Source organism: Streptomyces sp. BoleA5, from assembly GCF_000373665.1.
Classification (GTDB): Bacteria; Actinomycetota; Actinomycetes; order Streptomycetales; family Streptomycetaceae; genus Actinacidiphila.
This window is the reverse complement of the sequence record NZ_KB892091.1, coordinates 495,664-508,211: the sequence shown is the minus strand read 5'-3', so window position 1 is coordinate 508,211 and position 12,548 is coordinate 495,664. Positions and strand designations below refer to the sequence as shown.

The window sequence follows — 12,548 nt, the reverse complement described above, 5'->3', positions numbered from 1 at the left end:
GGACCGGGTAGCGGCGGCGAGGCCGGTCGAGGGCCCGACGCCCGCGCGGACGGCCTGCGGATGCGCCGCGGCCGCGCCGGTGCCAGAGTCGGGAGCGACCGTGCGACCCCGCTGGGTGTCCGTGCGCCGCCGCGGTGGGTGCCGCCCTCCCGGCGGGCGCGAGGCGCCGAAGCCGCCGGGGCGGGAAGCGGTCACCAGTGGGAGTTGTCTTCACGCGCGGAGCACGGCCGCCCGGGAGACCGACCGAGAGGCCGCCGTGGGAAGCTCGGATGCGGGAGCGGACACCGAGGTTGTGGAAGCGGTCGAGGCCGAGCTGTCCGCCTACATGGCGGAGCGGCGCCTCACCGGATCGGGTGTGCTGCCCGCTGACGTCGCTCTCTCCGGCGTCCTGACGGAGTTCGTCTCACGGGGCGGGGCCAGACTGCGCGCACGATGCGTGTGGTGGGGCTGGCTCGCTGCCGGCGGTTCGGCTCACCCGGACGGGACGGCGGTGCCGGTGCGGCTGGGAGCGGCGCTGGAACTGCTACAGGCATGCGCGCTGATCCACGACGACGTGATGGACCGTTCGGACACCCGCCGCGGCGGCCCCGCGGTGCATGCCCACTTCACCCTCGAGCACCGCCGCGCGGGTTGGTCCGGGGACTCGCCGGCCTACGGGTTCGCCCAAGCCGTGCTGACCGGAGACCTGGCTCTGGTGTGGGCCGAAGACCTGCTCAGGACGGTTCCGATGGACACCGCCGTGCGGCGCCGGGTCGAAGGGCTGTGGCAGGCCATGCGCTCGGAGATGGTGGTGGGCCAGCACATGGAGCTGCGCCTGCAGGCGGAAGGCTCCGACGACCCGCAGGCGGCGCTGCGCACCGCCGAGCTGAAGTCCGCGCTCTACAGCGTCGCCCGCCCCCTCGCGATGGGGGCCGCCGCCGCCGGCGCGGACGACCGCACCACCGAGGTGCTGCACGAGTTCGGCCGCCGCGCCGGACTGGCCTTCCAGCTCCGCGACGACTTGCTGGGCCTCTACGGGGATCCTGCAGAGACCGGCAAGCCGTCGGGCGACGACATCCGCTCGGGAAAGCCGACCTACCTGACCGCCGTGGCGGTGCAACTGGCCCGGCGGTCCGGCTACCCCGGGACCGAGGCCCGCGTCCGTGCCACGCTCGGCAACCCCCTCGCGGACGAGGCGGAGATGAAGGCCTTCCGCGGGTTGCTGCGGGAACTCGGTGCGGTGCGGGCGGTGGAGGCCCGCATCGCCGCGCTGGCCGACGAGGCCGCCGCTCTCCTCACGACCGGTCTCCTCGCGCCGCGGGGCATCCCCCCACTGGCCGGGCTCGCCCGCCGTATCGGCGAGGTCGCCCTCGTATGACCTCCACCACGGTCCGCCGGACCCCCGAACGCGAGGACGACCGCCGATGAGGACCATCCAGGGCCGCACCGACCATGTGGTCGTCGTGGGCGCGGGGCTGGCAGGGCTCGCCGCCGCCCTCCACCTGCTGGGCGCCGGCCGCCGGGTGACCGTACTGGAGCGAGCCGCGGGGCCCGGGGGCCGCGCCGGTCTGCTCGAACTCCAGGGCTACCGCATCGACACCGGCCCGACGGTTCTGACCATGCCCGACCTTCTCGAAGACGCGTTCGCGGCCACCGGCGGCTCTCTCGCCTCACGGGTGGAGCTGAAGGCGCTCCATCCCGCCTACCGCGCGCGCTTCGCCGACGGCACCGCCCTCGACGTCCACACCGAGCCGGACGCGATGGAGGCCGAGGTCGCCCGGTTCGCAGGCGGGCGGGAGGCGCAGGGGTACCGGCGGCTGCGGTCCTGGCTGGGCGAGCTGTACCGGGTGCAGATGCGCAGCTTCATCGACGTCAACTTCGACTCGCCCCTGTCCCTTCTCACCCCCGACCTCGCCCGGCTGGCGGCACTCGGCGGATTCGGCCGGCTCCAGCCGCGCATCGCGCGCTTCGTCAAGGACGAGCGCCTGCAACGGGTGTTCTCCTTCCAGGCCCTGTACGCCGGAGTGCCCCCCGCCCGGGCACTGGCCGCGTACGCGGTCATCGCCTACATGGACACCGTCGCCGGCGTGTACTTCCCGCGGGGCGGCATGCACGCCGTCGCCCGCGGTCTCGCCGCCGAAGCCACCGGCGCCGGTGCGGACCTCCGTTACGGGAGCGAGGTCGCCGCCCTGGAGCGCGGCCACGGCGGCAGAGTGACGGCCGTGCGCACCAGTGAGGGCGAACGGATCCCCTGCGACGCCGTGGTGCTCACGCCCGACCTACCGGTGGTGCACCGGCTCCTGGGCCGCGTTCCCCGGCGGCCGGTCCGACTGCGGTGGTCCCCTTCCGCGTTCGTGCTGCACGCCGGGACCCGCCGGACGTGGCCGCAGCTGGCGCACCACACCCTCTCATTCGGCGGCGCCTGGACCCGCACCTTCGAGGAACTGACCCGTCTCGGACGCCTCATGAGCGACCCCTCCCTGCTCATCACCAGGCCCACCGCCACCGACCCCTCGCTCGCGCCCGAGGGCCGGCACCTGCACTATGTCCTCGCCCCGTGCCCCAATCTGGCCACCGGCCGCGTCGACTGGAGCCAGGCGGCCCCCGCCTACCGGGATCGGCTGATGGAGGAACTCGACAAGCGCGGACTGGAGGGGTTCGAGGCGTCCGTCGAGACCCTCCGCACCGTGTCGCCCGCCGACTGGGCAGCGGACGGGCATGCGGCGGGCACACCCTTCTCGGCCGCGCACACCTTCGCCCAGACGGGACCCTTCCGCTCCCGCAACCTCGTCCGCGGCGCCGGAAACGTCGTCCTGGCCGGCTGCGGCACCGTGCCCGGTGTCGGAGTGCCCACCGTGCTGATCTCCGGGAAGCTTGCCGCCGCCCGTATCGCGGGGGACCGCGCGGTGGCGCGGCGGGGGCCGCGGAGGAGCGTCCGGTGACGGCCCGGGAACTCGACGCCGCAGGAATCACCGAGCCCGCGACGCGGGAGGCCTACACGCGCTGCCGCGCGTTGAACGCGCGGCACGGCAAGACCTACTTCCTGGCCACCCGGCTGCTCACACCGGACCGCCGCCCCTTCGTCCACGCGCTCTACGGCTTCGCCCGCTGGGCCGACGACATCGTCGACGTCGACCACGGCCCCGGCGGCGGAGCGCCCGCGGCCAGGCAACGGGACCTCGCCGATCTGGAGACGGCGCTCCTGGACGGGTTGCGCAGGGGCCGGGCGGACCATCCGGTCGTCACCGCCCTCGCCGACACCGTCCGCCGGCACCGGCTCGACCACGCGCTGTTCACCGACTTCATGGCCGCCATGCGGATGGACCTGACTGTCACCGGCTACCCCACATACGCCGATCTGGCCGGCTACATGCACGGGTCGGCGGCGGTGATCGGCCTGCAAGTCCTCCCGGTCCTGGGGACGGTCACCTCCCGGGAGGAGGCCGCCCCCGCCGCGGCCGCCCTCGGCGTCGCCTTCCAGCTCACCAACTTCCTGCGCGACGTCGGGGAGGACCTGGACCGCGGCCGTGTCTACATCCCCGGTGACATCCTGACCGCCCACGGGGCGGATCGCGCGCTACTGACCTGGTGCCGCGGGCGCGGTACCACCGACCCGCGAGTCCGCGGCGCCCTCCGTGAGACCGCCGCCCTCACCCGTGGTGTGTACCGGCGGGCCGCCGTCGGCATTCCCATGCTCGCTCCCGTCTCACGCCCCTGCGTCCGAACGGCCCTGGTGCTCTACCGGGGCATCCTCGACGAGATCGAGGCCGCCGATTACCCGGTGCTCCACCGGCGCGTGGCCGTGCCCCGGCACCGCCGCGCCCGTGAAGCCGCCCGCGGGCTCGTCGGTGTCGTCTCCAGCCGCGTCACCCACCGTGCGCGCTCGCGGCCGGTGCAGTGCGGCGCCACATCCGACACGCCCGAGGAGTCGACCGTATGAGCCGCTCCGGCCGTCCGCTGCATCCGCTGGCGCTGCTCAGCGCCGGCAAGTGGCAGGATCAGCCGCCCACCTGGCGTGACGCCAGGCCCGCCCTCATCGCGTCCGCGCTGAAGCGCGCCCAGGCCCGTCCGTCCGGCAACTGGTACGTGGTGGCCGCAAGTACGGAGGTCGACGGGCGCCGCGTCACCGGCAGGAGCGTTGCGGGCCTTGAGGTGGTGCTGTGGCGCGACCGGGAAGGACACGCACGAGCCGCCCCCGGGGCCTGCCCGCACCTGGGTGCTCCGCTGTGCGACAGCTTCCTGCGGGACGGCACGATCGTCTGCCACTGGCACGGCCTCGACCTGAAGCCCTCGGGACGCCCGGGGTGGGAACCCTACCCCGCCCACGACGACGGCCTCCTGGTGTGGGTGCGGCTGGACGCCGTCGGTGGTGAGGAACCCTCACCGGCGCCCGCCGTGCCCGCGCGCCCCGCCCCGGGAGCCTCGCTGGCGGCCGTCATGACCGTCGCCGGGCGGTGCGAGCCCGAGGACGTCGTCGCCAACCGGCTGGACCCGTGGCACGGGGCCTGGTTCCACCCCTACTCCTTCGCCGACCTCACCGTCGTCGAGGCGCCCGCCGCCCACGACACGGACGCCTCCGACACGGCGCAGGACCGCTTCCTGGTCGACGTCTCCTTCCGTGTGCGCGGACGTCTCGGTGTTCCGGTGCGGGCGGAGTTCACCGCACCCGGGCCGCGCACCGTAGTGATGCGCATCGTCTCCGGGGAGGGGGCCACCAGCGTCGTCGAGACCCACGCGACCCCCCTGGGGCCCGGCAGCGACGGACGACCGCGCACCGCCGTGACCGAGGCCGTCGTCGCCCACTCGGCGCGCCCCGGCTTCGCCCTCGTGCGCCGGAGCGCGCCGCTGCTGCGGCCAGTCCTGCGGCACTGCGCCGCCCGCCTGTGGCGCGACGACCTGGCCTACGCCGAGCGCCGCTACGCCCTGCGGAGCCAGGGCCGGTTCCCCGGCTGAAGCCCCGTCTCGTGCGCGGTGCCGGCGCGACGCCTTCAGCCCCGGCGTGACAGGACGCGCATGACACGGTTGCGCCCGCCCACCGGGACCGACCACAGCGGGTGGCCGCGCACTCCCCAGGACGCCAGGAGGGCGTTCGCCGCCTGGGTTCCCGTGGTGGCCGCGCGTTCCATCAGGGCGACGGGGAGCGCGCTGCGCACGTGGTCGCCCGCGATCACCAGGCGGGGGTGGCGGGTGCGCACGGTGGGGCGGTCCCGGTAGCCGCCGACGGAGAACAGCGGGCAGTCCTGCCGCCATTCGTGGCGGGTGTCGACCACGGCCGCCCCGGCGCACTCGGGGTAGATCCGCGACAGTTCGCGCCGCATGGCCGCCTGGACGGCGCTGCGGTCGGCCGCCGGGCCGACGGCATAGGCGTGGAGTTCCACCACCGAGCCGCCGGTCGTCCTCGCCCAGCGGGCCGCCTCTCCCTCCCAGCGGCTGAGGACGGTGACGTTGTCCACCGGGCCGTATCCGCTCGTCCCGAGGAATCCCGGCCGGTCGGAGCGTACGGGGCGGTCCAGCCAGTAGCGCGAGACCAGGAAGGGCGGGGCCGGCTGGAGCCGTTCGACCCCCGCACGCCAACTGGCCCCTTCCAGACCGGGCGACGCCGCGACCACGCTCCGCAGGCCTCCTGCGTCGAGGGCGAGGACGACCGCGTCGTACCGGTGCTCCTCCGGCGTCCGGGACGCAGCGGTGGCGGCGACCGACAGGCGGAAACCCCCCGCGTCGGGGGTCACGGCATGGACGGTGCTGCCGGTACGGATGACGGTCCCCAGACCGGACAGGTGGTCGGCGAGTGGGTCCCAGAGCGCCTGCGGGTAAGGCTCGCCGGGCACGTCGAACAGAAGTCCTTCGGAGGAGCCGAGGAAGTAGATGTGGAACATCAGCACCAGTTCCGCGGCGGAGAGTTCCTTCGGATCGGCGAAGAAGCTGCGGGAGAACACCTCGAACGCCAGGTCCCGGGCGTCCTCCGGGAAACGGACGTCGTCCAGGAAGGCCGACGCGCTCACCGCGTCGAGCCTTTCGTACACGTCCGGGATGCTGACGTCCAGGAGCGGCAGGGCGGCCCGCGGGTTCATCCGCGCCAGGCCCGACCAGCCGAAGGACGGGCTGAGCGCGACGAAACCCAGCACGCTCCACGGCGGTGTACGCGGCACGTTGCGGAAGCTGTCGCTCGTACCGGTGGCGCGCCGCAGCGGGTAGTCGGCGAGCGGCCGCAGCCGCTCGAGGCCCGGGTCGGCCCGGCGGAGCACCGCACGGAGGTTGTAGTACTGGCGGAAGAAGGCGTGGAAGCCCCTGCTCATCGTGACCTGCCGGCCGTCGGCCAGAGTGGTCCGCCATCCTGCGGCCCTGCCGCCGAGCACGTCCTCCCGTTCCAGCAGGTCGACGCGCACGCCGCGCTCGGCGAGCGCGACGGCCGCCGCGATCCCCGCGATGCCTCCACCCACGACGGCCGCGTGTGGTGCGGGAGCCGGCACCCGGTCGGCGCCGTCCCGCGCCGGCCACAGGACGGCCCTGCGGTCGCGGCCCGGGCGCGTCGGCCGGAACGGGCGGATCAGGGGCATGCGGTGGCCTTTCGTCGCGGAAGCAGTGGGAGTTCCAGGAGAGAACGCAGCATGGCCGGCACCGGCGTGCCCAGACCGATGGCCCACTCGTCGCGCAGCGTCGACGTGCCATCTAGGAAGCGCAGTACCCGCTCCGGGGGATTGCGGCGGAACAGGGCCTCGAAGAAGGCCGCCCCACCGGCCCGGCCGGTCGCCAGGGCGCGCAGCATGACGGCGTCCATGAGGCGGTGGCGGGCAGCGTGCAGCGCCGGTGGACGCGGAGTCCGGCCCGCGTGCCAGGAGGCGGCGATCGCGGCCGACTGCCGCTGGATCGCCGCGAAGGCGTACCCGGTGGAGGGCCGGGCGGCACCGCCGGCCACACCGATGCGGAACACGCTCTCTCCGGCAGACCGGGGGAAGCGCCCGTCCGTCATGGGGATGATGCCCTGTTCGACCGCGGTGACCACGTGTCCGGCCGGCCGCAGTACGCGCTGGACGTAGTCCTCCAGCGCCGCATCGTAGGCGGACCCGGTCAATGGCGCGGCGGAGAACTCCGTGTACTCGACCAGTGCCTCGCGGGGCGTGAAGGGCAACACGTACGCGAAGGACAGTCCTTGGGCGGGCTGGGGGGTGCGGAAGTCCATGAGATCGGCGACACCGGGCTCGAAGCGGTCGGCACGGACGGTGACGAACCAGCCCTTGAAATGCTGCAGGAGAGTGGTGCGGGCCGGCGGCAGTTCGCTCGGGGGCCGCGAGTCGAAGGCCCAGCGGGCGTGGAGCCGGACCGGACGGCCCGCCGCGTCATGGCCGGTGATCTCGGCGCCTCCGGGCGCGTCACGCACCTGGTCCACTGTCGCCTCCACCCTCATCACGCCGGGCCGACGGGCGAGTACGCCTTCGACTCCGGGGAGGAAGTCGGCCGAACGGATCATCCGGTACGCGCGGCGGGACGTGAAGCAGACGCGGCGGCCGTCCCCGGCCGTGATCCGCAGCCGGTCCCAGCGGGCGGTGACCAGGCTTTCGAACTCGTCGCACTCGTCCCCCCAGAAGCACCATGTGCGGGCGGGGGAGCGCACGGGGGAACCCGTCGGGGGCTCGACGAGCACGAGCGAGACGGGGCGACCGGCCGGGCCCGGCGAGGCCGTCAGGCGGTGCGCCAATGACAGTCCGGCGGCGCCCGCCCCGACGATCGCGATGTCGACGGCACCCCGGATACCGGCATCGTCCAATGGATCCTCCCGGAGGCCGGCGGTGCGAAGCGGTCGTGGCGATGATCGCCCCTGCCGCCGCCGGAAGGGGGCACGGCCGGGTCGGACACGCGGTTCTTGACCCGTCCGTGGACGGCTCCGCCGAGGTGCGTTCCGACGGGAGCGGCGGTGGGATGGACAGCGGCAGGGCGTGGTGCGCGTGCGTCCCGTCACCTGTCCCGGCAGCAGAGGAGTCCGTCATGACCGTGATGCACGGTGGTGAACTCGCGTCCGCGTTCGACCACGCCGCCACGCTCTACGATCGGATGGTCGCCGCCAATCCGGGCTACCACGCTCATCTGCGACGGTCCGCCCGGCGGCTGGGAATGCACGCCGGCGGGGGAGGGATGCGGCTGCTGGACCTGGGATGCGGCACGGGTGCGTCCACCGCCGCCCTGCTCACCGCGGCCCCGCGGGCCCGGATCACCGCGGTCGACTCCTCTGCAGGCATGCTTCAGGTGGCGGCCGGCAAGCGATGGGGCCCCGGTGTCACGTTCCTGCACGCTCCGGCCGAGCGGCTCGCGGAAGCCGGGGCGGCCGGGCCGTTCGACGCGGTGTTCGCCGCCTACCTCTTCCGCAACGTGGCCGATCCCGATCTGGTCCTGGACCGGGTGCGGGACACGATGGCCCCGGGTGGGCGCATCGCGATCCACGAGTACACCCTCAGCGGCCGGACGCGCCATCGCGCGGTGTGGACGGCGGTGTGCAGGGGACTGCTGCTGCCCGTCGGGCAACTCGCCGGGGACCGCCCCCTGTACGAGCACCTGTGGCGCAGCGTTCTCGCGTTCGACACCGCCGGCGCCTTCGCCGCACGGATGCGGGGGGCGGGATTCACGCACGTCCGGGTTCTTCCCCTGCCGGGCTGGCAGACCGGGGTCGCGCACACGTTCGTGGCGCGGGCGCCGGCCGGCAGGCGGGTGTGACAGGGTGCGGGATCCCCGGCTCGTGGTGAGCCGGGGACCCCGCCGTTCTCAGAAGGACCTGCGTGCTGCGGACGCGCCGTTCGGTGAGCCGGTGACGGTGAACTGGGAGCCGGGCTCGATCAGTACGTCACCCTGGGCGGAGTTCGTGATCGTGACGTCGGTGAGGGTGGCGCTGCCGCGGGCGCCGCTCATCGCGAGGATGCCGGAGCCGTTGACGGACTTGTCGATGCGGACACCGGTGACCTTGACACCGGGCATGGAGCCGCCGCCCGTCTTGAACTGGATGCCGTCGTAGGTCGAGTCGTGGATCTCGGTGTCCCGGATGGTGACCCCCGGGATGTCGGTGGCCTGGGCGAAGAGCGTGATGGCGCCGAACTCCTGCGCCTCGCCCCAGAACGCGCCGCCCGTCCGGTACAGGGCGTTGCCCGAGATGAGGGTCTGGCCCGAGAAGGGGATCGGGTCGTGGTCGGTGGCGAGCATGATGCCCGGGTAGTTCATCGTGTCGGAGACGATGTTGTTCTCGATGGTGTTGCCGTAGCCGCCGTAGACCGCGATGCCGTTGGCGCGCCAGGGCAGCTGGATCGTGTTGTTGCGGAAGTGGTTGTCGTGGCCGGCGTCGACGGAGGTGTCCTTGACGTACTTGCTGGCCCACACCGCGAGGGCGTCGTCGCCGGTGTTGCGGAACGAGGAGTTGAAGACGGTGGAGTTGCGGGTGCCGTTGGCGAAGTTGATGCCGTCGGCGTAGGTGTTGCGGATCCGCACCCCCGTGAACTCCAGCCCGTCGCCGGGCCCCCACAGCTCGGGGATGTTGGAGTAGTCCCGGCCGGCCCAGACGCCGACGTTGGCGTGCTCGATCCAGACGTTGGTGATCTTCGTGTCCTTGCCGAAGCGCCCGTTGAGGCCGACGCCGCCCTCGGCGTTGCCGTCGCCGCCGCGGATCGTGCCCGAGCCGAAGATGGCGATGTCGGAGATCTGGGTGTTGTGGTCGATGTCGAAGCCGAAGTTGCCCTCGTGCGGGTGGTTGATGCCCCCGGCGTTCTGCGGCGGGGTCAGGGTGTAGAGCTGGGAGTGCCACATGCCCGCGCCGCGGATGGTGACGTCCCGGATGCCCACCTGGTTGTACTGGCCCCGGTTCTGCGGGTCGTCGGTGAGGATCTTCTGCTCCTGCCGCCACTGCCCGGCCGGGATCCACACACAGGGGATCTGGCCGTTCTGGTCTGCGGTGACCGCCCGCTGGATGGCGTCGGTGTCGTCGAGCCCGTCACCGGGGACGGCCCCGTACTCGGTGATCGAGGCGCAGTCGGCCGGCTTGGTCAGCGCCGGGGCGACCTGCTCCAGGTCGATCAGGTCGATGACGTAGTAGGCCGCCGAGTCGCCCGCGTCACGCTGCAGCCGGAAGGTGGTGCCCTGCGGGTACGTGCGCGACAGCAGTGCGTGCGACTCGTCGAACAGCCGCCGTGCGTCGCCGCCGGGCCGGTTGGTCAGCCCCTCCGGGTCGTCGGTGCTGCCGTACAGCCAGCTGTGCTTGGAGGACAGCGACAGCTTCTGCACGAAGGCGCCGTCGGCGTAGAGGCTGATCGTGGCGTCCGATCCGCCGCCGCCCGCGGCGTCGGGGATGGAGTTGCGCACCACGATGGAGTTGGTGGAGGTGGTGGAGGTGAACTCGACGTACTGGCCGCCGGAGTCCAGCCGGACGGACTTGCGGCCCGACGACTCGGTCGCGAAATTGGTGTGCCCGAAGGTCCGCTTGGCGTCGGCCGTGAGCAGGGTGCCCTGGTAGCGGCCGTTCTCCGCCTCGTACTCGGTGTACGGCACGGCCGCGCCGCGTCCGACGACGAGGGGCTTGGCGAGCACGTTGTTGTTCTCGTTGGTCTCGGCGACCACGCCGGTGGCGTCCGCGGTGGCCGTGAGGGTGGCGCCGCCTGCGGTCGCCGTCCAGGTGCCGCTGATGGCGACGTCCACCGTCGCGCCCGCCGCGACCTGGCCGGTCGTGCCGTTCAGCGTGGTGGAGCCCGCCTGCAGCCTGGTCACCGAACCCGCCGCCGCGGCCGTCGTGCCGCGGTTGTGCACGGCGACGGTGAAGGAGACGGACGAACCCACGGCCGGATTGGCAGGGTTGGTGGTGATGCCGGTGACCTCGAGGTCCGGTCCGGGGGCCTGGCTGACGACCAGGCGGTCCGCGGCGTTGCGGCTGTTGTTGCTGTCGTCCAGCTCGGCCACCGTGTTGCGCGGGTCGACGACCGCCGAGACCGCGTAACTGCCCGCCGCGCGGGTGCCGGCGGAGACGGCGACGGTGGCGGACTCGCCCGGGTCGAGGGCGGGCACCGAGGCGGATCCGGCGACCGTGCCCTCCACGCTCACGTCCACGGTCGTCGCCGCGGAGCGCGCGGTGCCGGCGTTGCGTACCCCGGTGTTCACGGTGACCGCGTCCCGCTCGGACGGGGTGGCCGGTGACCAGCTCAGACCGGTGACGGTGAGGTCGGGAGCGGGCGCGGCGGTGCCGACCACCTGGAACTCCGCGACCTGGCCGCCGGGCGCGCCGGAGTTGGCGAAGAACCGCAGCCGTACGTCCTCCCAGCGCCCGCTGACCGGGATGGTCACCGCGTTGCCCGTGCCGGGACTGAAGGAGTAGTCGGCGCGGTCACGCAGCGAGGTGAAGCCGGTCCCGGACGGCGCGCGGCCCAGCACCTGGACGGCCTGGGTGCGGGCCCCCCACACGGGGTCGGGGTTGAGCCTGACCACGACGCCGGTGACGTCCGCGGCCGAGCCGAGCTTGACGGTGAGATCGGCAGGGTGGCCGGCCGCCTCCCAGTAGGTGGAGGTGGAGTCGTCGGTGGCGTTGGCGGCCACGAAGTTGTGCACCGACGAGGTGGCCTCGACCGGCTTGTTGCGCGCCAGGTTGGTGCCGGTGGGTGGAGGGTCGGTCGGGCCGCCCTCCTCGCCGTACACCTCCAGTTCCGACAGCTGCGCGGCACTCCAGCCCGTGTTGCCGGTGACATTGACCCGGACGTACCGGGCGTCGGAGGGGGTTGCCAGGTCCACGGTGACGGCGTTGGCCTGCGCCGGGTTGAACACCCGTCCGGCCGAGGCGGCGAGCGTGCCGAACGAGGAGCCGTCGGTGCTGCCCTGCAGGGAGAGCGTCTCGGTCCGGGTCTCCCATCCGGAGGGCAGTTTGAGCACGATCCGGTCGACGCTGCGGGTAGCGCCGAGGTCGACCTGCACCCACTGGGGGAAGGAGCCGGCCGGGCCCTCCCAGTAGGAGGCCTGGGTGCCGTCGGTGGTGTTCCCGGCCGGGTACTCGCCGTGGGAGCCGCTCGCGGTGGCGGGGCGGCCGAGAGCGAGGTTGACGTCGGCGGCGGCAGCGTCCGAGGCCGTGGGGGCTGCCTGTGCGGGGGCGGACATCGGCAACAGCGCGAGGGTCATGAGCCCGGCCAGGGCGGTGGCGGACAGCGACCGTCGGCCGAGGGGTCTCCAACGCATGGGGTCCTCAATTCCGTGGGGGGCGGGGCGCGCGGCGGGCGGGCGAGGAGGAACCAGGGGGAGCGGGGGAAGCGCGGGAAGCAGGGACCGGCGGGTGCCGTCCCGACACAAGAGCCGGCCATGCACGCCAATTGAGTAAGGCAGTCAAGTTCTTGCGGAAAGCGCGTCATTAGGTTTCTCGGACGTCTCGGGTTTGTCAACAGCTCGTAATCCGGCCGTACTTGAGGGTGGACCGTGCTTGCGCTGCTTGCGGAGCACTTGCGCGCGGAAGCTCTGAAGCGCCTGCGGCATAGCGCCAGGCAGATCCTCCGGGCGGTCCGTGGGAGGGACGGCATCGGTGGGCAGGGCGCTCGCAGTCAACGCAAATTATTGAGTGCACTACG

8 protein-coding genes are annotated in these 12,548 nt (G+C 73.1%); 5 read left to right on the top strand and 3 right to left on the bottom strand.

Features of this window, described 5'->3' with window-relative positions:
* Window positions 1–292: 292 nt before the first annotated feature.
* The 4 genes from B085_RS41440 to B085_RS0106135 are packed head-to-tail and all read left to right on the top strand — an operon-like array spanning window position 293 to window position 4,932.
* Window positions 293–1,357 carry a polyprenyl synthetase family protein gene (locus tag B085_RS41440; protein ID WP_018557688.1) on the top strand — a complete coding sequence of 355 codons (1,065 nt, stop codon included), beginning with the start codon at window positions 293–295 and terminating at the stop codon, window positions 1,355–1,357.
* Between the two features lie 46 nt (window positions 1,358–1,403).
* Window positions 1,404–2,921 (top strand): phytoene desaturase family protein, encoded by a 1,518-nt coding sequence (gene crtI, locus B085_RS0106145; RefSeq protein WP_018557687.1) that lies wholly within the window; start codon window positions 1,404–1,406, stop codon window positions 2,919–2,921.
* Entirely contained in the window at window positions 2,918–3,919 is a 1,002-nt protein-coding gene (locus B085_RS0106140) for a phytoene/squalene synthase family protein (RefSeq protein ID WP_018557686.1), read from the top strand. Before crtI ends, B085_RS0106140 begins: the two co-directional genes overlap by 4 nt.
* Complete coding sequence (locus tag B085_RS0106135) at window positions 3,916–4,932, top strand: DUF5914 domain-containing protein (protein ID WP_018557685.1); 1,017 nt, start codon at window positions 3,916–3,918, stop codon at window positions 4,930–4,932. Before B085_RS0106140 ends, B085_RS0106135 begins: the two co-directional genes overlap by 4 nt.
* Before the next feature lie 35 nt (window positions 4,933–4,967).
* Here the strand turns inward: B085_RS0106135 and B085_RS0106130 are convergent, their stop codons facing one another.
* Entirely contained in the window at window positions 4,968–6,536 is a 1,569-nt protein-coding gene (locus tag B085_RS0106130) for an NAD(P)/FAD-dependent oxidoreductase (protein ID WP_018557684.1), read from the bottom strand.
* On the bottom strand, window positions 6,527–7,744 hold the full coding sequence (locus tag B085_RS0106125) for a lycopene cyclase family protein (protein WP_018557683.1): 1,218 nt from the start codon (window positions 7,742–7,744) through the stop codon (window positions 6,527–6,529). Before B085_RS0106125 ends, B085_RS0106130 begins: the two co-directional genes overlap by 10 nt.
* A 218-nt stretch (window positions 7,745–7,962) precedes the next feature.
* Here B085_RS0106125 and B085_RS0106120 point away from each other — a divergent pair, with 218 nt between their 5' ends.
* Window positions 7,963–8,685: a class I SAM-dependent methyltransferase gene (locus B085_RS0106120; protein WP_018557682.1), complete on the top strand. Its 723-nt coding sequence runs from the start codon at window positions 7,963–7,965 to the stop codon at window positions 8,683–8,685.
* Window positions 8,686–8,733: 48 nt separating this feature from the next.
* On the opposite strand, the gene B085_RS0106115 is transcribed toward B085_RS0106120, so the two are convergent.
* Entirely contained in the window at window positions 8,734–12,165 is a 3,432-nt protein-coding gene (locus B085_RS0106115; RefSeq protein ID WP_018557681.1) for a CARDB domain-containing protein, read from the bottom strand.
* Window positions 12,166–12,548: the final 383 nt, after the last annotated feature.